A 21,842-nucleotide genomic window follows, 5' to 3' on the forward strand; every position below is an offset into this window, starting at 1 on the left:
CGTTGCCTGCGTCACTTTGGCGCAACGGGCTGTACCCCTCGGTGGCACCCCGCTCATAGGCTGCCGACCATGATGGTCCCCGTGGCACTGCTGCTGCTCGGCGCCCTGACGGCCGTGGCCGGCCCCCGGCTGCTCGCCCGGGCCGACTGGACGGACCGGGAGCCGGTCGTCGCCCTGTGGGTGTGGCAGTGCGTGGTGGCGGCCGTACTGCTGTGCTGTGCGCTGTCGATGACGCTGAGCGCGGCGGCGGCCTGGCAGGCGGCGCGGGGGCGGCTGTTCGCGAACGCCCCGAGCGGGGTGGCGGACGCCTACCCGCTCACCGCGAGCGGCCCCTGGGCGGCGGTGACCGCGCTGACACTCGCCTGCGCCGGGCTGTGGAGCGGCGCGATGCTGGTGCGCGAGATCTCGGGCGCCAGGGCCCGGCGCCGACAGCGGCGGGCCGAACTCCTCGCCCGCGCACCGCTGTTGCCCGGTGAGGAGAGGTCCACCGACCGCCTGGTCGTCCTGGAGGGTGACCGCTCCGACGCCTGGTGGCTGCCCGGCGCACCGCCTCGACTCGTGGTGACCACGGCCGCGTTGCGACGGCTGAAGGGCGGCCGGCTGGACGCGGTCCTCGCCCACGAACAGGGGCACGCCCAGGCCCGGCACGACTGGCTGCTGCACTGTTCGGCCGCGCTGGCGGGCGGGTTTCCGCAGATCCCGGTGTTCGCCGCGTTCCGCGACGAGATGCACCGGCTGGTCGAACTGGCCGCCGACGACACGGCCTCCCGGCGCCACGGCCGTCTCACCACCGCGCTCGCCCTGGTCGAACTCAACGAGGACCGGGGCGTGTTCGGTCCCGGACCGGCCTCGCACGCGCATGTCCCGCAGCGCGTCGACCGGTTGCTCACCGCCCCGGACCGGCTCCCGGCCCGGCACCGGCTGCGGCTGACCGCGACCGCTGCCCTTGTTCCGGCGGTCCCGGTACTGGTGGCGCTCGTGCCCGGACTGCGCGCGCTCGGGTAAAGCCTTGTCGACATGGGGAATTGCCCTGCGGGCAATGATTCGGCAAAGATCACGTCATGCGCCCCCCGCCCAGCGACCGTCCCGCCCCGCTTCTCACGACCGCCGTCCTCGCCCTCTCCTCGGCGCTGCTGCTCGCCCTCGTCGCCGGCGAGTGGCCCCCGCTGGTCGCACTGGACGAGGACATCGCCGACACGACCCACCGCTGGGCCGTCGCGGACCACGGCACCACCCAGGTGCTGCGCATCCTCACGGACTGGGTCTGGGACCCGCTGACCATGCGCCTGCTGTGCGCGGGGGTCGCGGTGTGGCTGGTGTGGCGGCACTCGGCATGGTGGACCGCACTGTGGCTGGCCGTGACGTGCGCGCTGGGCACCGTCGCCCAGCAGTCCCTGAAGGCCGCCGTCGACCGCCCGCGTCCGGAGTGGCACGACCCGGTCGCGTCCGCCCACTACGCGGCGTTCCCCTCGGGGCACACCATGACGGCCACCGTGGTCTGCGGCCTGCTGCTGTGGCTGCTGCACCGCTGCGGCACCGGCCGGGCACTGCGGCGCACGGCCCTGCTCGGGGCCGGTGTCTCGATCGTCGGCGTCGGCCTGACCCGGGTGTGGCTCGGCGTCCACTGGCCCTCGGACATCCTGGGCGGCTGGCTGCTCGGGGCCCTGGTGGTGGCGCTGGCGGTGGTGGCGTACGAGTGGGAGCGCGACGGCCGGCGACGCTCCCGCTAACGGACGGCCCCGTTCAGGGCCCGGCCGCCGGCCCCGCTGCCGACGATCGGCGGCCTGGCGGTCGGCCGTCGGCCGTCGGCCCTCGGCAGCAGGGCGTCCACACCGCAGGAGGCGCGGGCGCGGGGAGCGGACCGGGCAGCCGGGACCGTGGCGGCGGCGCGGATCCCCGGGGGACGCTCCTCACCGGCGACTTCGCCGTCAGACGCGGCCGGCCGGCCGTCACGTTCCACGGCGCCCCGCTCCCCGCCGAGCCGGGACGGAGCACCTCCCGGGCGGCAGTCCGCGCCGGACTGCCGCCCGGGTAAAGTCCGGTGCATGGCTGCCGTGCTCTTCGACTTCTCCGGGACGCTCTTCCGTATCGAGTCCACCGAATCCTGGCTGCGGGCGGTGCTCGCCGAGACCGGGGCCGGTACGGCGCCCGGGGCGCGGCTCACCGAAGCGGAGCTGGCCGTGACCGCACGGGCGCTCGAGGTGGCCGGAGCGCAGCCCGGCGGGGCGAACCCGGTGGAGCTGCCCGCGGAACTCGCCGAGGTGTGGGAGGTGCGCGACCGGAGCGCGGAGCAGCACCGGGCCGCGTACACCGGGCTCTCCCGCCGGGTGCCGCTGCCGGATCCGGCCCTGCACGAGGCTCTGTACCGGCGGCACATGGTCCCGGACGCCTGGGCGCCGTACCCGGATGCCGCCGAGGTGCTGCGGACGCTGCGCGCACAGGGGATCGCGGTCGGCGTGGTCAGCAACATCGGCTGGGACCTGCGCCCGGTCTTCCGCGCCCACGGTCTCGACGCGTTCGTGGACACGTACGTCCTGTCGTACGAGCACGGTGTGCAAAAGCCCGATCCGCGGCTCTTCACGGTCGCCCTGGAGGCGCTCGGGGCCGCGCCCGCCGAGACGCTGATGGTCGGGGACAGCAGGCCCGCCGACGGCGGCGCGGCGGCGCTGGGCTGCCGGGTGCACTTCGTGGACCATCTGCCGGTGGCCGAACGGCCGGACGCGCTGCTGCCGGTGCTCGACCTGGTGGGCGTGGCCCGCCGACCGGTCACGCGCACACAGGCGTGACCTGTGTGAGCCGTCCGCCCGAGACGCTCCCCCGTGTCGTCCCGGACGGACGGCAGCACTGAACAGGCCCCGCGCAAGGCGGTGCCCACTGCGTCGATTATAGTTGGCTGGCAGCCAGTCAACGCAGGAGCTCCAGCATGTCCCCTCGCAGCGCCTCGGTCAATGAAGAGTTGCGCAGGCGTTCCCGGGAGCGGCTGCTGCAGGCCGCGGTCGAGCTGGTCGACGAGCACGGTTTCGAGGCCACCACGCTGGGCGCCATCGCCGACCGGGCCGGATCGGCGCGCGGACTGGTGTCGTACTACTTCCCCGGCAAGCGCCAGCTGGTGCAGTCGGCCGTGCACCGGCTGATGCACCGCACGCTGGAGGAGGGACTGGAGCGCGAGCCGCACACGGAGGACGGCCGGGAGCGGCTGGCCCGCGCCATCGACGCCATCCTGGGCCTCACGCGCGACAGGCCGGTGCTGATGCGCCAGCACATGGCGGGCCTGCTCCAGGCGGAGGGCTTCGTGCAGTGCCCCGAGCAGCGCCGGCTGTCGGAGCTGCTCGGCGACACCGTCGCCCGCTACGGCTCGCCAGACGTCACGGCCGACTACCCGATGCTGCGCGCGCTGCTGATGGGGGCGGTGTACGCGGCGCTGGTGCCAGGGGTACCGATGCCGGTCCCGGTGCTGCGGGCGGAGTTGTTCGAGCGCTACGGGCTCGACTGGGAGCTGGGCGTCCCCCCGGAGTCCGCGCCCGCGACGGAGCCGCAGGACCTGTCGCGGTTCTTCGCCACGGAGGACCGGTCCGGGTCCATGTGACCGGCGCCGTCAGCGTCGCGCGTGACGCGGTGTCAGAAAGCCCGCGTCACGCGCCTGGGCGATGAGCCGGAGCGACCGCCGCCGGCTGTGCCCGGTCGCCCGCATCACGGCGAGGACGGGGTCGGCACCCTCCTCCTGCGCGGCCCGGTACTCCTGGGCGACCAGCCACCGCCCCTCGATGCCCCGTGGCCAGGCGGGCCGGGCGCGTCGCGGACCGGCGGCACCCTCCGCACCTTCACCGCCCTCCGTCCGCTCCGCTCCCTCGACGCCTTCCGGACCCGCCGAGCCGTCGTCGAGATCCTCGGCCGCGGGCTCCTCGTCCGCGTACGACTCCATCCCGCACGCCCTGAACAGCGGCTCCTCGATCCAGTCGGCGAGCACCGTCAGATCGGCCAGGGACAGCGCGGGCTGCGCCTTGACGTCCTCGATCGACACCCGCCCCCCGGCCACCACGGCGAGGGCCTCCACCTGAGCGCCGTCCCCGAAGGCCAGCCGGACCTGGAACCAGGACGTGGCCCCTGTGTGCTCCTGCACCTCCCAGGCCGGCGTCACGGACACCGTGCCGTCCTCCGCACGCCGATCAGAAAGATTAAGAAAGGATGCTTCTAGCACACACGAAACGTAACCGCATGATCACATCCCGTACGGCCGGACACGCTTCCGCTTCACCCCAGCGGCCCCTGTCGAGGCGGACGCACCGGTGGGATGCTGGAGCCACCAGCCCCTCGGGCAAGGAGTCCCCCGTGTTGCGTGTCGCCGTCGTCGGCTCCGGGCCCAGCGGGTGCTACACCGCCCAGAGCCTCGTCCAGCTCGACCCCACGGTGGTCGTGGACGTCCTGGACCGGCTGCCGTGCCCGTACGGACTGGTGCGCTACGGCGTCGCCCCGGACCACGAGAAGATCAAGTCGCTGCAGGGCAACCTGCGCACGGTCCTCGAACACGAGCGGGTGCGGTTCCTCGGCGGGGTCCGGATCGGCGGCGGCCCCGGCGAACTCCCGGTGGAGCGGCTGCGCGAGCTGTACCACGCGGTGGTGTACTGCGTGGGCGCCGCCGGTGACCGGCGCCTGGGCATCCCGGGCGAGGAGCTGCCGGGCAGTTGGTCGGCGACCGAGTTCGTGTCCTGGTACAGCGCGCATCCGGACGCGATCGACGCCGGTTTCGTGCGCGACGCCCGCTCTGCGGTGGTCATCGGCGTCGGCAATGTCGCGGTGGACGTGGCCCGGATGCTGGCCCGGGGCGTGGCGGAGCTGAGCCCGACCGACATGCCGCAGGCGGCGCTGACCGCGCTGGCGGCGAGCCGCATAAGAGAGGTCCATGTGGTGGGCCGGCGCGGGCCCTCCCAAGCCCGTTTCACCACCAAGGAACTGCGCGAGCTCGCTGCTCTGCCGGACACCGAAGTCCGCGTGGATCCGCACGAGTTGGCGCTCGATCCGGCCTACGCGGACCCGTCCGCGCTGCCTGCCGCGCAGCGCCGCAACGTGGAGGTGCTGCGCGGCTGGGACGGGGCCGGCGCCCGGGGCGCGCGGCGCCGCATCTGGCTGCGGTTCTTCCTGCGCCCGGTCGAACTGCTCGCGGACGGCGGGCGGGTGAGCGCGGTGCGCTTCGAACGGACGGAGCCGGACGAGTTCGGCGGGGTGCGGGGCACCGGCCGGTACGAGACCCTCGACGCGCAGTTGGTGCTGCGGTCGGTGGGCTATCGCGGGGTACCGCTGGCCGGGCTCCCGTTCGACGCGGGGACGGGCACCGTGCCGCACGCGGCCGGCCGGGTCCTGCACGGTCGCGCCAGTGCGCCCGGTGACTACGTGGCCGGCTGGATCAAGCGCGGCCCGACCGGCGTCATCGGCACCAACCGGCCCGACGCCAAGGAGACGGTGACCTCGCTCCTGGCGGACGCGCCCGTGCTGCTCGGCCGGGCGGTGCCGGAGGATCCGGTCGCCGCGCTGCGCTCGCTGGGCGTCCGGCCGGTCGAGTGGCCGGGGTGGCAGGCGATCGAACGGGCGGAGGCGGCGCTCGGTGCCCGCCTCGGCCGCGGGGTGGTCAAGCTGGCCGACTGGGACGCCCTGCTGACGGCGGCGCGCTCGGGGGCGTAGCGCGTCGAGCGCGATCAGGTGGGCAGGACATGTACCGGCAACACCACGGCAATCAACAAACTGTTCAAGCCGCTTACGGTCTCGTCCTGACCGGATGTCGTCCCGCCGCCGCCCTGGAGTGCTCGTGTCCACCACCGCCGCCCCCGCCCCCGTCCATCCCGTCGACGAGGTGCCACCCGTACGGCACCTGGCCGCGTTCGGCCTGCAGCACGTGCTCGCGATGTACGCGGGTGCCGTCGCCGTCCCGCTGATCGTGGGCGGTGCGATGAAGCTGTCGGCCGCCGACCTGGCGTATCTGATCACCGCCGACCTGCTGGTGTGCGGGGTGGCGACGCTCATCCAGTGCGTCGGCTTCTGGCGCTTCGGCGTCCGGCTGCCGATCATGCAGGGCTGCACGTTCGCCGCGGTGTCGCCGATGGTCCTGATCGGCACCACGGGCGGCGGCCTGCCCGCGATCTACGGCTCGGTGATCGTCTCAGGTCTGGCGATCATGCTCCTGGCCCCGGTCTTCGGAAAGCTGCTGCGCTTCTTCCCGCCGCTGGTCACCGGAACGGTGATCCTGATCATCGGGCTCTCGCTGCTGCCGGTCGCGGGCAACTGGGCGGCGGGCGGCGCCGGTGCGAAGGACTTCGGCGAACCGAAGAACCTGGCGCTGGCCGCCTTCGTGCTCGCGGTGGTGATCGGCGTGCGGCGGTTCGCCCCGGTGTACCTCGCCCGGATCGCGGTCCTGGTCGGGATCGCGGTCGGCCTCGCGGTGGCGGTGCCCTTCGGGTTCACGGACTTCGGCGGGGTCGGCGACGCGGACTGGCTGGGCATCAGCACGCCGTTCCACTTCGGTACGCCGACGTTCAGGGCGTCCGCGATCGTCTCCATGCTGGTGGTGGCCCTTGTCACCATGACGGAGACGACCGGTGACCTGATCGCGGTCGGCGAGATGACCGGCCGCAGGGTCGAGCCGCGCTCCCTGTCCGACGGTCTGCGTGCCGACGGTCTCTCGACCGTCCTGGGCGGGGTCTTCAACACGTTCCCGTACACGGCGTTCGCGCAGAACGTGGGCCTGGTCGGCATGACCCGGGTGCGCAGCCGCTGGGTGGTCGCGGCGGCCGGCGGCATGCTGGTGCTGCTCGGTCTGCTGCCCAAACTGGGCGCGGTGGTCGCGGCCGTACCGGCCCCGGTGCTCGGCGGCGCCGGCCTGGTGATGTTCGGGACGGTCGCGGCGAGCGGCCTGCGTACGCTGGCGGCCGTGGACTTCCGCGGCAACGACAACCTGACGGTGGTGGCCGTCTCGGTGGCGGTCGGACTGCTGCCGGTGGGGGTGCCGACGGTCTACGAGAAGTTCCCCGACTGGTTCCAGACGGTGATGAACAGCGGTATCAGCGCGGGCTGTCTGACCGCGATCGTCCTGAACCTGCTCTTCAACCACCTGCCGGCGAAAGCGGATCCGGCACCGAGCACCGTGCCGTCCGGAGCCGAACCCGTCTGATCGGCTCGCGCCGGCGAGGGGTACACGACCTCGGCGGTCACCTGCAAGTGAGCCCGGGCGGCGGGGCCTTCGCCACTCATGCGGTGCCGGCCGCGTCCCGGGTGGTTCGCGTGCGCCGTGGAGCGGGGATGAACCAGGAGACCGGGGGACGGAGTCGGGCATGGCGGCAGGGAACGCAGAGAACATCGACGAGGTCGTGGACAGGCTCGCCGGGATCGTGGGGGAGGCCGCCCGCGCCGGTGACCGGGTCGGGTACTTCGCGGCGCTGTACCGCCAGGTGACCGTCGAGGTCCGGACGGCCATCCACGGCGGGCTCTTCGACGACGGCCCCCGCATGGACCGTTTCGACACCCACTTCGGCAACCGCTACTTCGAGGCGTACGACGCCTGGCGCCGCGATCACGGCGGGCCGCGCTGCTGGCGCGAGGCGTTCGGGCTGCTGGAGGACGCCGATACCGTCATCGTCCAGCATCTGGTGCTCGGCGTGAACGCCCACATCAACCTCGACCTGGCCGTCGCCGCCGCGCGGACCAGCCCGGGCCCGGCCGTCCAGGAGTTGCGGCACGACTTCCTGCTGATCAACGACATCCTGGCGCGGGTGGTGCTGGCGGTGCAGGACTCGGTCGACGCCCTCTCGCCGTTCATGTCACTGCTCGACAGGGTCGGTGGCCGTACCGACGAACGGATCCTCGACTTCAGTGTCCGGCAGTCCCGCGAGGAGGCCTGGTACAACGCCGTCCTGCTGGCCGGCCAGAGCGAAGCGGAACGCGAGGCCACCATCGAGCGGCTCGACCTGCGGGCCGCCGTGCTCGCGCGGTTGATCGCCCGGCCGGGCGGCCTCCTGCGGCCGGCTCTGGAACTGATCCGGCGCACCGAGAACGGTGACGCGCGCGCCGTCATCACCCGTCTGGACAACGCCATGGAGCAGGCCGCCGCCCACCCGGGGACGGGGTGAGTCCGGCCGGGCGGGCGAGGCCCTTCCGCACACCCGGTCCGTCAGGTCGGAGTGCCGGGCACCGGCGGCTGGTCGGGCCAGGCGACCGCGTACCGGGGATCGCCGCCGCGGCTCAGCCGTACGAAGCGCAGGAGTTCGCGGACGACGCCCGCGTTGCCCATCGCCCAGCCGGTGCGCGGTTCGAGGTCGCCGGGGACGGGCCGGTGTTGGACGTTGGACCAGCGAGCGCCGTCCTCGTCCCGGACCGCGCGGGCGGCGAGGTCCGCGACGAGCACGTGGGCGAACTCGTAGGGGTCCTGCCGTTCGGCGATCCGGTCGCAGGCCAGGGCGAGGACGCCCGCGGTGCCGCAGCAGCGGCCGTTGTTGTCCCAGAAGCCGGGGCGCAGCCGCTGGGGCAGGCCGGAGCGGGTGACCGTGTGCCAGCAGCGGTCGGCGAGGTCGGTCCAGACCGGGTCGGCGGTGACGTCCCGCAGCAGCCGGAAGGCCTGGGCGTCGCCGGCCGGGCCGTGGCACCAGCCGTAGCTGACGGGATCGACCACGTCGGGGCGGTACTGGGGGGTGGAGTGCGGCACCAGGAAGCCCACGGGCCCCGCCCGGTCCCGCGCCACCACGTCCGCGGCACCGGCCAGGGCCAGTTCGACCAGGTCCGTGCGGCCGGTGGCTCCGCCGACCCGGGCCAGCGCCAGGACGATCCCGAGCGTGCCGTGCGACACGTGGTGCAGACGGGATTCGACACCCGTGCGGTGAGGCCACTGGACGCCCGCCGGCGTCGGCTCCGCCGTCCGCAGGTACGGCTCCACGGCCAGGACGGCCAGTTCGGGGTCTTTGGCCGCGAGTGCGCCGAGGCCGATCCCCGCGTTGCCCCCCATCAGCTCGAACAGGACCCCCCACCGGGTGCCGTCGAAGCGTGACCGCACGACCGCCAGCGCCCGGTCGGCCGCGGCACCGGCGGCCTGGTCGCCGAGAGCTTCCTGAAGCTCCCTCAGGACCAGCGCCATCCCGGTGCGGCCGAAGTACAGGGAGTCGTCGTCGACGCCGGCGACGGCGTCCGCGAGGCCGCGGCCCGCGCGCAGGGCGGTGTCGGCGTAGGAGTCGTCGCCGAAGTGGCGCCATGCCTCCAGGAGCACCGGGACCTGCCCGGCCGTACCGCCGTAGAACGCCGGGGCGACGTCGCTGTCAGAGCGGCGGTTCGGCCAGCCGAGGCCCCCCGCGGTGGTCTCCCGCGCGGACCCGGTCAGCCACCGCAGTCCGGCGGCCGCGAGCGCCTCGGCTTCGCCGGCCACCGCCGCCGTGTCCCGTGCTGCCGTCATGGGACCACTCTCGCATGATCGTCCGGACTCGCCCAGGGAGATTCCCGTGCCGCCGCACTCCGGTCCCGGGCCCCTCACCGGCGGTCCGGCGCCCGCCGGGGTCAGCCGGCTTCGCCCGACGTCACCCGCCCTCGGCCGGCTCGCCCAGTTCCGCGCGGTAGGCCGCGTAGGCGCCGCGCAGGTCGTCGCCCGGCCAGTCGGCGGGCAGGAGTTCCGGGGGCAGGACGGGGTCTTTCAGCAGGTGGCGTACGGCCGCCGCGAAGACCGTGAAGCGGTCCGGCGGCCGGTGGGCCTCGGCCGCGCGGCTCAGCAGGGCGCGGGCGGTACCCGCCCAGGTGGTCAACGGCCAGAGCTCGGCGGCGAGTTCGGGTGCGGGGCGGGACGGGCGGGCCGTGCAGGGCTCGGTGATCTCCAGCACGTCGGCGGGCAGCGGGCGGACCAGGTTCGCCGGGCGGAGCCAGACGCCCTCACGGAGTTCGGCCAGGCGGAGAAAGGCCAGGCGGGTGCGCAGGTCCGCGCGTTCGGCGGGGCCGCGGCCCGTGGTCGTGATGATCAGCATCTCCCAGTCGCCCTGCCAGGCGCGCGTGCGGGGCCGCACCGCCTCGTCCTGGCGCCGCTGGCGGGCCAGCAGTCGGTCGCTGAGGCCGTAGACGGCGTCGTCGGTGCGGCGCAGGTCGCCGGCGGCCGTCATCCGGCTGAGCGCGGCCCGCAGCGCGGAGCCGCCGACCCCGAACGGCTCCACGAGCCGGAGCAGGTCCTTCACCGGCAGCCGCGGCGGATGCGTGCCCAGCAGCAGGCTCAGCACGACCGACCGGGCGGACAGCGGCCGCAGACCGGCGCCGTCGGGCTCGGCGGACACGTTCATACGCATGGTCACGTACTGTACGTGCGGCATCATATTGCAGTATTGCTACAGCCGTAGCGAGAGTGCAACATGGAGTCATGGACTCGACCGCCGCGCTCCCGCAGCCGCAGTACGCCACCCACGACGTCACCAATCAGCCGCCGCCGCTCGCCCCGTACGACGCCTCCGACGACCCGGCCCTGCTCGAAGGGCTGCGCCGGGAGGGCGCCGAGTGGGCCGAGCAGGGGATCCGGCGGCTGGGGGCGCGGGCCGGGAGCGCGGAGGCGCAGGAGTGGGGGGAGCTGGCCAACCGGCACGAGCCGGAGCTGCGCAGCCACGACCGGTACGGCAACCGGGTCGACGAGGTCGACTTCCACCCCAGCTGGCACCACCTGATGCGGACGGCCGTGACCGAGGGCCTGGCGGGGGCGGCCTGGGCGGACGACCGCCCCGGCGCCCATGTCGCGCGGACGGCCGGCGGACTGGTGTGGGGACACACCGACTCCGGCCACGGCTGCCCCGTCTCGATGACCTATGCGGCCGTACCCGCGCTGCGCGCCACACCGGACCTGGCCAAGGTGTACGAGCCGCTGCTGACCAGCCGGGAGTACGACCCCGGGCTGCGGGTCCCGGCCGAGAAGCCGGGGCTGCTCGCCGGGATGGGGATGACCGAGAAGCAGGGCGGTTCGGACGTCCGGACGAACACCACGGCCGCCACGCCCACCGCCGAGCCGGGCGTCTACACCCTGCGCGGGCACAAGTGGTTCACCTCGGCGCCGATGTGCGACGTCTTCCTGGTGCTGGCCCAGGCGCCGGGCGGGCTGTCGTGCTTCCTCGTGCCGCGGGTGCTGCCCGACGGCAGCCGTAACACGTTCCGTATCCAGCGGCTCAAGGACAAACTCGGAAACCGGTCCAACGCGTCCTCGGAACCGGAGTTCGACGGAACCGTGGCCTGGCTCGTCGGGGCCGAGGGGCGGGGCGTGAAGACCATCATCGAGATGGTCAACTGCACCCGGCTGGACTGCGTGATGAACTCGGCGACCCTGATGCGCAAGACGCTCGTGGAGGCCGGTCATCATGTGCGCCACCGCGGCGCGTTCGGCGCGCGGCTAGTCGACCAGCCGCTGATGCGCAACGTCCTGGCCGACCTGGCGCTGGAGTCGGAGGCCGCGACCACGCTCACGCTGCGGCTGGCCGGTGCCGCCGACCGCGCGGTGCGCGGGGACGCACAGGAGCGGGCCTTCCGGCGGATCGCGACCGCCGTCGGCAAGTACTGGGTCACCAAGCGCGGCCCGGCGTTCACCGCCGAGGCCCTGGAGTGCCTGGGCGGCAACGGCTACGTCGAGGACTCCGGCATGCCCCGCCACTACCGCGAGGCACCCCTGCTGTCGATCTGGGAGGGCTCGGGCAACGTCAACGCGCTCGACGTGCTGCGGGCGCTGGCCCGTGAACCCGGCGCCGCCGACGCCCTGTTCGGGGAGCTCGCGCTCGCGCGCGGGGCGGACGCCCGGCTGGATGCCACCGTGACCCGGCTGAAGGCCGAATTGGCGGAAACCGATCAGGCGGGCGCCCGCCGGCTGGTCGAGCGGATGGCGCTCGCCCTCCAGGCCTCGTTGCTGGTCCGGTACGCCCCGACCGCCGTCGCGGACGCCTTCTGCGCGACCCGGCTCGGTGGCGACTGGGGGTACGCGTTCGGCACGCTGCCCGCCGGCACGGGGCTCGACGCGATCCTGGAGCGGGCGCTGCCTGGCGCGAACTGATCCCCCCGGGGGCCGTGGCTGGCCGGTGACCGTCGACGGATCGCACACAGTCGTCGTCCGATTCCGCATCGTTGTCAGTGCCGTGGTGCAAACTCCTGAGCAGGTGCTACTCGCCCGGGGAGGACAACGTGTTCACGGGGATCGACGAGGTCGACTGGGCCTCGCTGCGGCACGCGTACGGCAGCGCGGAGGACGTGCCCGGTCTGCTGCGCGCACTGGCCTCGCCGGACGCCGCCGAGCGGGAGGTCGCGCTGGACGGGATGTACGGCTCGGTGCACCACCAGGGGAACGTGTACGACTCGACGCTCGCCTGCGTTCCGTTCCTCTTCGCGCTCGCCACCCGCGCGGAGGTACCGGACCGGGGCGCCATAGTCGAACTGCTGGTCAGCATCGGGACGGAGAGCGCCGGCCCGCCCGCCCAGGCCGCGGTGCGGGCGGGTGCCGAGGCCTTCGTGCCGCTGGCCGACGATCCGTGCCCGGGGGTACGGCGGGCGGCCACGCCCGCGCTGGTCCGGTTCCTGGACGAACCCGCGCGGGTGCTGGAGCTGCTGCGCCGGCGGATCACGATGGAGCGGGACGAACAGGTGCTGCCGGCCCTGACCGCGTCCCTCGGCCTGTTCGCGCGACGCCATCCCGCCGACGCGGCCGGGGCGGTGGAGCTGCTGGCCGCGCAGAGCGAGCCACCGCACTCGCCGGGGACGCGGCTCGCCGCGCTCGGCCAGCTGGCCCTCGGCGCACCGGAGCGACTGCCCGCCGATCTGGTGCCGACGGCGGTCCGGCTGCTCCGCGAGCGGTCCGGGCGGCGCGCCACGGGTCCGGACCGGACGGACCCGCACACGCTGGTCGGCCGGATACGGCGGCTGAGGCCCTCGGACGAGGAGGGCTCCTCGCTGCTGCGCACCCTCCACCGGGGGCTGGACGACCGGGTGGCCGAGCGGATCGCCCTGCTCGTGGGCCAGTTGGGCAGTCCGGACGTCATGGACCGGTGCAACGCGGTGCGGATGTCGGCCGGGCTGTTCCGGGAGTGGCGGGCGGACTTCAGCGTGCCCGTCTCCCTGATCGGCACCCAACTGGGCTGCGAGGAAGACCAGTTGCGTGATGCCGCGGTCTCGGTGCTCGCCGAGCTGTTCGAGCTGGCCGCGCCCGCCGCCGACGAGCTGCACGCACTGGTGATCGCGCGGCCCGACCTGTGGGTACGGACCTGGGAGCGGGGCAGGCCCTCGCTGGGCGGACCGCTCAAGGCGCTGGCCAGAAGCGGTGATCCGCGAGCGGTCCCGGTCCTGGCGCAGTCACTGGCGGGCCCGGCGGCCCCCGCCGGCCTGGGCTTCGAGGTGGTCCGGCTGGGCCCGGCCGCCGCTCCGCTCGCCCCCGCACTGCGCCGCCGGCTGGGCCGGATACCGCTGGACTCCCCCGAGGCCGCCGAACTGGCCGCTCCGCTGCTGGCGGCCCTGACCGCCCTCAGGGATCCGGCGGCGGTGCCCGAGGTGCTGCGCCTGTTGCGCGGCGCACCGGACGGGCTCGGGGCGCGGGAGGCCCTCGTCGGACAGGCCGTGCGCACACTCGACGCCCTGGGCGCATCGGCCCGGGCGGCGTCGCCGCTCCTGCGCAGGCTCCTCGACACCCGGCACGCGCCGCTGGCGGCGGGCGCCCTGTGGTCGGCGGAGGGCGACGCGGACGCCGTACTTCCGCCGCTGCTGCGGGAGTTGACGCACGGTCGCAGTCGCAGTGCCCGGACGGCGGCCGAGCAGCTGGGGCGGCTCGGGGCCGCCGCCGGCGACGCACTGCCCGCGCTGCGCCGGCTGGCCGGATCGGGCCGGGTGTGGGAGCGGACGGCGGCGGCGCAGGCCTGCTGGCGGATCGACGGGGATCCGGATCCGGTGCTGCCGGTGCTGAAGGCCGCCTGGTCGGAGAACCCGTACACGCGCGCCACGATCGCCGGCTGCCTGGCGGAGATGGGCCCCGCGGGTGCGCCGCTGCGCGACCTGCTGACGGCCGAACTCGCCACCGCCCGGCGGCACACGGCCCGCCCCGGCGGGTACGGCAGCCACGACATCGCCCGGGACGAACAGTTGCTCGCCGACTGCCGGACGGCACTGGCCGGTCAGTGACCTCGAAGCCACCGGGACGGCCCGGTTCAGCCGATCGTCCGGCCCCACTGCGGGCCGAGCCGCGACCACTCGGCGTCCCAGCGATCCATCCGCCACCGCTCCAGCCGGCCGCGCGCCACGAGCCCGGCGACGAACGGGACGGCCGCCGCGCTCAGCCCGACCAGACCGCCGATCAGCGCGGACCGGACGTGGGCCTCGGACGCGGTGGCGGGCCGGGTGACGAGACGCCCCTGGGGGTCCGTCCAGACGGGGACCGGGGTGCCGACGTTGCTGCCCGCCGCGACCCGCGCCTGGCCGGTGTGCGCGGAGCCGTCGGCGACGGTCCAGCCCACCCTCGCCCAGACCCGTTCGCCGCCGGAGGACGGGGACTTGGGCGCGGACCCTCCTGGGGCCCTGTCCATGACGTGGGCCACGACCGGGTGCCATTCGGCGCGTTCACGGGCCAGACCGTCGTCGACCGACCGGGCCGCCGCGAGCCCGCCGAGCACTCCGGCCACCAGGGTGAACAGCCAGGCGCCGAGCAGCACCCAGGCCTCGAGCGTGTCGCCGGGACGCTTCAGCGGGTTGCGCCGCCAGCGCCACAACCAGACCTTCGGACCACGGAACGCCTTCAAAGGCATCCTCCTCACGCGCGCACGGAAAGCCCGGACCGCCCTCCCATACGGGAGCGGCCGCCAGGTTGCTCACGGCGAACCTCCGAGTCGACGGTCGCACGACTGAGCCCGCCCGCGCAGGCGTCTTTCCGAACGAGTCCCGCCACCTTGTCCGAACGGGCCGGCACGGCGGCTCCGACCTGACCCGGCGAAGGGCCGAAGGCCGCGGTTCCTGTCGTACGAGCCGACGGTCCGGCCATCCTCGGCCGTCCCGCGACCGCGGCTTGATCACCGACCCGTGTACGGCAGTAGGGTGACGCCGTGGCACCACGACCCTTGCATGAAATCGTCGAACCGGGCTGGGCGAAAGCCCTGGAACCCGTGGCCGGGAAGATCGCCGCGATGGGCGACTTCCTGCGCACGGAGATCGCCGCGGGACGCACCTACCTCCCGGCCGGGCCGAACGTACTGCGGGCCTTCCAGCAGCCCTTCGACGACGTTCGCGTCCTGATCGTCGGTCAGGACCCGTATCCCACTCCGGGGCACGCGGTGGGCCTGTCGTTCTCGGTCGCTCCCGAGGTACGCCCGCTGCCGGGCAGCCTGATCAACATCTTCCGGGAGCTGAACACCGACCTCGGCCTGCCCCAGCCGTCCAGCGGCGACCTCACCCCCTGGACCCGGCAGGGCGTCCTGCTGCTCAACAGGGCGCTCACGACGGCTCCGCGCAGCCCGGCCGCGCACCGGGGCAAGGGCTGGGAGGAGGTCACCGAGCAGGCGATCCGGGCGCTGGCCGGGCGCGGCAAGCCGCTGGTGTCCGTCCTGTGGGGCCGGGACGCCCGCAACCTCCGTCCATTGCTCGGCCAGTTGCCGGCCGTGGAGTCCGCGCACCCCTCGCCCATGTCGGCGGACCGCGGCTTCTTCGGCTCCCGCCCGTTCAGCCGGGCCAACGACCTGCTGATCCAGCAGGGGGGACAGCCGGTGGACTGGCGCCTGCCGTGAGGCACCTCCCATGAGGCACCTCCTATGACGAAGGGAGCGGCGCCGCGCGCCTTCGATGGGTGGGGCGGCGCCGGGCCGCTCACTCTGCCGGGTGTTGAAAAGCTGCTCTCCGCAGTACATACAAAAAGGGATTGATCCTACTCGGACGTGAAGTGTCCGACAGTTGGCGGGATCACCTCCGAATCATGCGTAACTCATCAGACAAAACCGGACGGATACCGCTCACCTGCACCCTCCCCGAACAGGGGAGCCCCCTGAGCCAGTAACATGCGTCGCCATGAGCTCCCCCACTGGGCCCGCGTCCGGCCTGCCAGTACGAATGCCGCGACCTCGCCAGCCCGGGCGGCACCGCCGACCCGAGCCGCTGGTGGCTCCCGAGGACGCGCCCGCGCTCGTCCTCGCGGTGCCGGGTACCCCCAGCGCAGCCACCCGCGGCCTCGCCGAGGAAGTCGTGAGCATCGCCCGCTCCGAGCTGCCCGGCCTGGATGCCAGGATCGGGTACCTGGACGGCGGCGACGCCGAGTTCCCCACCCTGCAGTCCGTGCTCGCCGGTGCCGCCGAGGAGCGCACCGCCCGCTACGAGCAGGCCGTCGCCGCCGGTGTCGAGGGCCTCAAGATGCCCGACGGCCCCGTCGCGGTCGTCGTGCCGCTGCTGGCAGGCCCGGACAGCGCGCTGCTGCGCCAGGTCCGCCAGGCGGTCATGGAGAGCCGGATCGCCGCCGACCTGACCGACGTCCTCGGCCCGCACCCGCTGCTCGCCGAGGCGCTGCACGTGCGGCTGTCGGAGGCAGGTCTGGCCCGCGCCGACCGTGCCCGGCTGTTCACCGTGGCCACGGCCGCCGACGGCATCATCCTCGCCTCCGTGGGCGGCGAGGAGGCCGTGCAGGCCGCCGGGATCACCGGCATGCTGCTCGCCGCGCGCCTGGCCGTGCCGGTGATGGCCGCGGCGCTGGACCAGGAGGGTTCGATCTCCTCCATCGCGGAGCAGCTGCGGGCGTCGGGTTCGCAGCAGCTGGCGCTGGCGCCGTACCTGATCGGTCCCGAGATAGACGGAGACCTGCTGGCGGCGGCCGCCGAGGAGGCGGGGTGCGCCACGGCCGAACCGCTGGGTCCGTATCCGGCGATCGGCAAGCTGGCGCTGGCCAAGTACACGACGGCACTGGGGATCGCTCCGCAGCAGCCGCAGGGTACGCCGGTGCGCTGAGGCCGGCGTGAGTCTCCCGACGGGTTCCTTCATGGAAGGGACCCGTCGGTCTTTTCAGCCGAAGACCACGCAGGACGCCGCCGGGATCTCCACCGAACCGTCGTAGCGCGGCACACCCGTCTCCTGGCCGACGGCGAACCAGGTGATGTCCCCGGAGCGTTCGTTGGCCGAGTAGAGGAAACCCCCGGACTCGGTGAGGGCCCTCGGCCAGTGCCCGCCGCACGGGACCGTGGCCGTCAGGCGGAGTTGGTCCCCGTCGACCGCGAACGTCGTCAGGACGTCCTCGCCGCGGGTCGCCGTCCAGACGAACCGGCCGTCGGGCGACACGACGATGCCGGACGGGTAGGCGTCGCCGGCCGGGGCGCCGGGCAGCACCGGGGTCTCGGCCAGGGGCTTCAGGGCGCCGGTCCCGGCGTCCCAGCGGCAGACCGTGACGGTCGGGGTGAGTTCGTTGACCACGTACGCGTACCGGCCGCCGGGGTGGAAGGCGAGGTGACGGGGGCCGGAGCCGGGGCGCAGGGCGAACTCGCGGTGGACGGCGAGGGCGCCGCCGGTCAGCGTGCAGACCCGGACCGAGTCGGTGCCGAGGTCGACGCTGACCGCCCAGCGGCCGCTGGGGTCCGGCTGCACCTGGTGGGCGTGCGGGCCGCGCTGGCGGCGCTCGTGCGGTCCGGAACCGGTGTGCCGCAGCACCCCGGAGGCGGTGCCGGCGAGCGTGCCGTCGGGGCGGACGGGGACGGCGCTGACGCTGCCCGAGCCGTAGTTGGCGGTCAGGACGTGACCGTCGAAGACGCTGAGGTGGGTGGGGCCGCTGGCGTCGACCGGGACCGGCGGTCCGGCGAGCCGCGGCTTGTCGTCGTGGACGTGGTACGCGGCCACCGCGCCGTCGGCGGTCTCGCTGACCGCGTACAGGGTGCGCCCGCCGGGTGAGAGCGCGAGATACGACGGGTCGGGGACGCCGTCGACACTCTCCAGCAGGGCCAGGGCACCGCTGTGCGGATGGACCGCCGCCGTGACGACCCCCGGTCCGCCCGCCGCCGTGAACGACCCGATGAAGGCCCTCCGCCGCCTGCCGCCGTCTGCCACCGGTGTCCCCTCTCGATCCGAGCCGGTACGAGTCAGTACTACGAGCCAGTCCGGGCCGACGGTAGCAGTTTGCGGTCTAGACCAAGACTTCCGGGGCGGCGCGTCTCAGGCGCCGACCAGGGGTGAGCCCGAGGGGGCGCGCAACGGCTCGGCGAGTTCGGCCAGCGCGCGCTCCACGCCGTGCAGATGGGCGAGGGCGGGCTCGGTGGGCGGCTCGGCAGGGCCCGCGCGGTGTGCGCAGCCCCGGGTGAGTGCCTCCACGGCAGCCTCGACCCGCCAGCAGGCGGCGGCCAGCCGGGCGTCGTGGGAGGCCTCGGGATCGGCGGCGACGGTGACCAGCCCGCGGATCTCCCGGGCGCAGTCGTCGAGCAGGGCGAGGACCCGGCGGGCGCGGCGCTTGCGCCCGGTCATCGGGGTGAGCGGGTGGACGAGGGGGGCGACCGAGAGCCGTACCCGGCCCAGCAGCTGCTCCAGTTCGGCGACCCGGGGCGCCGGGTCGGCGGTGGCCGACCCGGCGAGCCGGGCGGCTGCCTCGGCCGTACAGGCGTGGACGCAGCGCAGGGCACGCTGGATCCAGGCGTCGGTGGTCAGGTGGGTGGTGACCGGCAGCACGAACAGCACGGCCAGTGCGGCGCCGAGGGCGCCCACCGCGGTCTCGGTCAGCCGGAGCGCCAGCAGGCCGGGGGTGAGGACGCCGATGAGGCCGTAGAGGAGCCCGGCGAGGAAGGTCACCCAGAGCATCATCCAGGTGTAGGAGACAGCCGCCGAGTAGAAGACGCCGAAGACGGCGACCGCGATCAGCGCGGCGGTGGGTACGGGGGCGCCGTGCAGGGGGACGGCGACGAGCAGGCCGAGCGCGATGCCGAGGACCGTGCCGAGGACCCGGCGGAAGCCCCGGACCAGGGTCTCGCCGCGCGAGGCGGTGTTGACGAAGATCCACCAGGTGGCGCCGACCGCCCAGTACCAGCGCTGCCCCGACACCGCCTGGCCGACGACCAGCGCGAAACCCGCGCCCGCGGCCGCCTGGACCGCCTGCCGGGTGGTCACGCGGGCCAGGCCGGTGCCGGCGGGCGGGGCGGGTGCCGGCGCCGGGGGCAGGTGGCGCTCGTAGCACCACAGGCCGAAGCGGACGGCGGCCGCGGCGAGCACGGAGAGCAGCACGGCGGCGTACAGCTGGGGCAGCTGCCCAGGCGTGGCGTGCAGGAACTGGGCCACGAAGTAGGTCATGAAGGCGAACACGCCGAGGCTGTGGCCGCGCGGCCCCCAGCGGCGCGCGTACACGCCCGCGCCGACCACGGCGAGGAAGACCAGGTCCCGTGCGACGGGGACGTCGTGCAGTTCGGTCGCGGCGGTCAGCACGGGGAGGCCCACGACGGGCAGCAGCGCGGTGGTGAGGGCCTGCCCGCGCACGGTGGCGTCGGCGACCGTGAACAGGGCGAGGAGCGCGGCGAGCCCGCCGGTGACGGTGCCCGTCAGGGAGTGCCCGGCGACCCCGCAGAGCACGACCGCGAGGCCGATGCCCAGCACGGCCCGCCCGGCGAAGCGCAGCCGCACCCGTCCCGGGTCCGGAGCCGTGAACGCCCTCTTCAGCACTGCTTCCCCTCCTGTGGACGGCACAGAAATGGCGCCGCGGGGATCCGCAGCGCCATCGACACCCCATGAGAGCACCGCCGGGCAGACTGGCTCAAGTCATCTTGATTTTGCTGGGCCATTGGCCCACTCGCCGAAGTCAGTTCATCCCTGACGTGGCGCCATTTGCACGCATCGGCGCGGTTCCGCTGTGAGCCATTGGTACAGTCGGACAGATGACCGTGGACGAGCTCGACACCCGCATCCTGCGCCTGCTGCTGGAGCAGCCACGCACCAGCGTGCGCGAGTACGCCCGGATCCTCGGGGTCGCCCGGGGCACCCTGCAGGCCCGCCTGGACCGGCTGGAACGGGACGGCGTGATCACCGGTGCCGGCCCCTGCCTCTCCCCCGCCGCGCTCGGTCACCCGGTGCTGGCCTTCGTGCACATCGAGGTGACCCAGGGCCACCTCGACGATGTCGGGGACGCGCTGGCCGCCGTACCGGAGATCGTGGAGGTCTTCTCGATCACGGGCGGCGGGGACCTGCTGACCCGGGTGGTGGCGAGGGACAACGCACACCTGGAGGACGTGATCCAGAAGCTGATCAGCCTGCCGGGCGTGGTACGCACCCGCACCGAGGTGGCCCTGCGCGAACGCGTCCCGCACCGGCTGCTCCCCCTGGTCGAGTCCATCGGCCGGGCCGCACGCACCTGACGGCGTCCTGCGTCACCCGCACGGAGCAGCGCCGCCAGCCGTTCGCTCCGCCGGTCGTGCGATGTCCGGGAGGGCTGCCTAGCGTGACGGCATGACCACGACCTGGGCGAAGCCACAGCGACCGGCCACCGAGGACCGGCGGTGGCGGGCGCTCGGGGTGTGTCTGGCGGCCGGTTTCATCTCGCTGCTCGACACCTCCATCGTGAACGTGGCGCTGCCCTCGATCGAGCACGGGCTCGGCGCGAGCGATGCCGCCCAGTCCTGGGTGGTCTCCGGCTACGCCCTGACCTTCGGGCTGGCGCTCGTCCCGGCCGGCCGGCTCGGCGACATGCGCGGACGGCGCCAGGCCTTCCTGATCGGACTCACCGTGTTCACGCTGGCGTCGACGGCCTGCGGGCTCGCCGCGAGCCCTGACTGGCTGGTGGTGTTCCGGCTGATCCAGGGCGCGGCGGCGGGCATGGTGGCCCCGCAGACCTCGGGGCTGATCCAGCAGATGTTCCAGGGCGCCGAGCGCGCCAGGGCCTTCGGGCTGCTCGGCAGTGTCATCGGCGTCTCGACGGCGGTGGGTCCGCTGGCGGGTGGTCTGATCATCGACGCGGTCGGCACCGGCGACGGCTGGCGCTGGGTGTTCTTCGTCAACCTGCCCATCGGGGTGGCCGCGCTCGCGGCCGGACTGCGGCTGCTGCCCCGGTTTCCCCCCTCGACCGGGCGGCGCGAGGAGTTCGACCCCGTCGGCGTGGTGCTCCTCGGTGGCGGGGTGCTCGCGCTGATGCTGCCGCTGGTGCAGGAGCAGCAGTGGACCGGGCGGCTGAAGTGGGCGCTGCTGCCGGTGGGCGGGCTGCTGCTGTGCCTGTTCTGGGCGTGGGAACGGCGCCAGGGCCGGCTCGGCCGGGCGCCCCTGGTCGATCTGGAGCTGTTCTCGCTGCGGTCCTTCACCCGCGGCGCGCTGATCAGCCTGAGCTACTTCGCGGGCTTCACCACGGTCTTCTTCGTTCTCGCCCTGTTCCTGCAGAACGCGGCCGGATACAGCGCGCTGGCCTCCGGTCTCACGGTGCTGCCCTTCGCGGTCTCCTCGGCGGTCGGTGCCGCCCTCGGGGGCCGGCTGGTGGTGCGCCACGGGCGCAGGCTGGTCGTCATCGGCCTCAGCGCAGTGGCGGTGGGGCTGCTCGGGATCGCCGCGGTGGCGTGGCTGGTGCCGCTGGAGGACCTGGGATGGGCCGCGGCGGTACCGATGATCATCGGCGGGATCGGCTCCGGTGTCACGGTCCCCCCCAATACGACGCTCACCCTCACCCTCGTCCCGGTGAAGCGCGCCGGCGCGGCCGGCGGGGTGCTGCAGACCGGCCAGCGCGTCGGCTCGGCGGCCGGGATCGCCGTGGTGGGCGCGGTGTACTTCGCCCACCTGGCGAACGGCGGCCCGGCGACCGAGGCGCTCCAGCTGGGCCTGCTCACGTCCGTCGGGCTCATCCTGCTGGCGTTGTGCCTGGCCGTCGCCGACCTGCGCGACCGCTCGCACGCGCCGCAGGACGACTGAACCCAGGA

Annotated in this window: 20 protein-coding genes; 13 read left to right on the plus strand and 7 right to left on the minus strand. The window is 74.1% G+C overall.

All coding sequences use genetic code 11. The features are described 5' to 3' along the window. Positions 1-69 precede the first annotated feature (69 nt). Positions 70-1,005 carry a M56 family metallopeptidase gene (locus tag ACZ4O3_RS12545; protein WP_467722120.1) on the plus strand — a complete coding sequence of 312 codons (936 nt, stop codon included), beginning with the start codon at positions 70-72 and terminating at the stop codon, positions 1,003-1,005. A gap of 56 nt (positions 1,006-1,061) precedes the next feature. Further along, positions 1,062-1,730: a phosphatase PAP2 family protein gene (locus ACZ4O3_RS12550; protein ID WP_467722121.1), complete on the plus strand. Its 669-nt coding sequence runs from the start codon at positions 1,062-1,064 to the stop codon at positions 1,728-1,730. On the opposite strand, the gene ACZ4O3_RS12555 is transcribed toward ACZ4O3_RS12550, so the two are convergent. Continuing rightward, on the minus strand, positions 1,727-1,960 hold the full coding sequence (locus tag ACZ4O3_RS12555; RefSeq protein ID WP_467722122.1) for a hypothetical protein: 234 nt from the start codon (positions 1,958-1,960) through the stop codon (positions 1,727-1,729). The two genes, ACZ4O3_RS12550 and ACZ4O3_RS12555, sit on opposite strands and share 4 nt — an antisense overlap. 85 nt (positions 1,961-2,045) lie before the next feature. On the opposite strand from ACZ4O3_RS12555, the gene ACZ4O3_RS12560 reads away from it, so the two are divergent. Next, positions 2,046-2,786 carry an HAD family hydrolase gene (locus tag ACZ4O3_RS12560; protein ID WP_467722123.1) on the plus strand — a complete coding sequence of 247 codons (741 nt, stop codon included), beginning with the start codon at positions 2,046-2,048 and terminating at the stop codon, positions 2,784-2,786. A 137-nt stretch (positions 2,787-2,923) separates the two neighbouring features. Then, entirely contained in the window at positions 2,924-3,586 is a 663-nt protein-coding gene (locus ACZ4O3_RS12565; protein WP_384995115.1) for a TetR/AcrR family transcriptional regulator, read from the plus strand. A gap of 9 nt (positions 3,587-3,595) precedes the next feature. On the opposite strand, the gene ACZ4O3_RS12570 is transcribed toward ACZ4O3_RS12565, so the two are convergent. Then, complete coding sequence (locus tag ACZ4O3_RS12570; protein WP_362729093.1) at positions 3,596-4,144, minus strand: DUF6214 family protein; 549 nt, start codon at positions 4,142-4,144, stop codon at positions 3,596-3,598. A gap of 185 nt (positions 4,145-4,329) precedes the next feature. Between ACZ4O3_RS12570 and ACZ4O3_RS12575 the strand changes: the two genes are divergently transcribed. From ACZ4O3_RS12575 to ACZ4O3_RS12585, 3 genes are all read left to right on the plus strand, one after another. Continuing rightward, positions 4,330-5,676, plus strand: coding sequence for an FAD-dependent oxidoreductase (locus ACZ4O3_RS12575; protein ID WP_467722124.1), 1,347 nt, complete (start codon positions 4,330-4,332; stop codon positions 5,674-5,676). Positions 5,677-5,800: 124 nt separating this feature from the next. Beyond that, positions 5,801-7,159 (plus strand): nucleobase:cation symporter-2 family protein, encoded by a 1,359-nt coding sequence (locus ACZ4O3_RS12580; RefSeq protein ID WP_467722125.1) that lies wholly within the window; start codon positions 5,801-5,803, stop codon positions 7,157-7,159. Positions 7,160-7,319: 160 nt separating this feature from the next. After that, entirely contained in the window at positions 7,320-8,114 is a 795-nt protein-coding gene (locus ACZ4O3_RS12585; RefSeq protein WP_467722126.1) for a DUF5995 family protein, read from the plus strand. A gap of 41 nt (positions 8,115-8,155) precedes the next feature. Here ACZ4O3_RS12585 and ACZ4O3_RS12590 read toward each other — a convergent pair whose 3' ends face one another. Further along, positions 8,156-9,424 carry a lanthionine synthetase LanC family protein gene (locus ACZ4O3_RS12590; RefSeq protein ID WP_467722127.1) on the minus strand — a complete coding sequence of 423 codons (1,269 nt, stop codon included), beginning with the start codon at positions 9,422-9,424 and terminating at the stop codon, positions 8,156-8,158. 121 nt (positions 9,425-9,545) lie between these two features. Continuing rightward, positions 9,546-10,295, minus strand: a complete 750-nt coding sequence (locus ACZ4O3_RS12595) for a PaaX family transcriptional regulator C-terminal domain-containing protein (RefSeq protein WP_467722128.1) — start codon at positions 10,293-10,295, stop codon at positions 9,546-9,548. Positions 10,296-10,366: 71 nt separating this feature from the next. On the opposite strand from ACZ4O3_RS12595, the gene ACZ4O3_RS12600 reads away from it, so the two are divergent. Continuing rightward, the gene (locus tag ACZ4O3_RS12600) at positions 10,367-12,028 is read left to right on the plus strand and encodes an acyl-CoA dehydrogenase family protein (protein WP_467722129.1); all 1,662 of its coding nucleotides are present in this window, start codon (positions 10,367-10,369) and stop codon (positions 12,026-12,028) included. Between the two features lie 128 nt (positions 12,029-12,156). Then, positions 12,157-14,136, plus strand: coding sequence for a HEAT repeat domain-containing protein (locus tag ACZ4O3_RS12605; protein ID WP_467722130.1), 1,980 nt, complete (start codon positions 12,157-12,159; stop codon positions 14,134-14,136). Positions 14,137-14,162: 26 nt separating this feature from the next. Here the strand turns inward: ACZ4O3_RS12605 and ACZ4O3_RS12610 are convergent, their stop codons facing one another. Next, positions 14,163-14,756, minus strand: coding sequence for an Rv1733c family protein (locus tag ACZ4O3_RS12610; protein ID WP_467722131.1), 594 nt, complete (start codon positions 14,754-14,756; stop codon positions 14,163-14,165). A 294-nt stretch (positions 14,757-15,050) separates the two neighbouring features. Between ACZ4O3_RS12610 and ACZ4O3_RS12615 the strand changes: the two genes are divergently transcribed. Then, positions 15,051-15,728: a uracil-DNA glycosylase gene (locus tag ACZ4O3_RS12615; RefSeq protein ID WP_384995088.1), complete on the plus strand. Its 678-nt coding sequence runs from the start codon at positions 15,051-15,053 to the stop codon at positions 15,726-15,728. A gap of 277 nt (positions 15,729-16,005) precedes the next feature. Next, positions 16,006-16,932 carry a sirohydrochlorin chelatase gene (locus tag ACZ4O3_RS12620; RefSeq protein WP_362731910.1) on the plus strand — a complete coding sequence of 309 codons (927 nt, stop codon included), beginning with the start codon at positions 16,006-16,008 and terminating at the stop codon, positions 16,930-16,932. Between the two features lie 54 nt (positions 16,933-16,986). Here the strand turns inward: ACZ4O3_RS12620 and ACZ4O3_RS12625 are convergent, their stop codons facing one another. Both ACZ4O3_RS12625 and ACZ4O3_RS12630 read right to left on the minus strand, forming a co-directional pair. After that, on the minus strand, positions 16,987-18,018 hold the full coding sequence (locus ACZ4O3_RS12625; protein ID WP_384995082.1) for a lactonase family protein: 1,032 nt from the start codon (positions 18,016-18,018) through the stop codon (positions 16,987-16,989). A gap of 105 nt (positions 18,019-18,123) precedes the next feature. Then, positions 18,124-19,611 carry an FUSC family protein gene (locus ACZ4O3_RS12630; RefSeq protein ID WP_467722132.1) on the minus strand — a complete coding sequence of 496 codons (1,488 nt, stop codon included), beginning with the start codon at positions 19,609-19,611 and terminating at the stop codon, positions 18,124-18,126. Positions 19,612-19,823: 212 nt separating this feature from the next. Here ACZ4O3_RS12630 and ACZ4O3_RS12635 point away from each other — a divergent pair, with 212 nt between their 5' ends. After that, positions 19,824-20,300: an Lrp/AsnC family transcriptional regulator gene (locus tag ACZ4O3_RS12635; protein ID WP_362730714.1), complete on the plus strand. Its 477-nt coding sequence runs from the start codon at positions 19,824-19,826 to the stop codon at positions 20,298-20,300. Between the two features lie 91 nt (positions 20,301-20,391). Continuing rightward, complete coding sequence (locus ACZ4O3_RS12640) at positions 20,392-21,834, plus strand: MFS transporter (RefSeq protein ID WP_467722133.1); 1,443 nt, start codon at positions 20,392-20,394, stop codon at positions 21,832-21,834. Positions 21,835-21,842: the final 8 nt, after the last annotated feature.

The organism is Streptomyces sp. NPDC026515 (assembly GCF_055567595.1).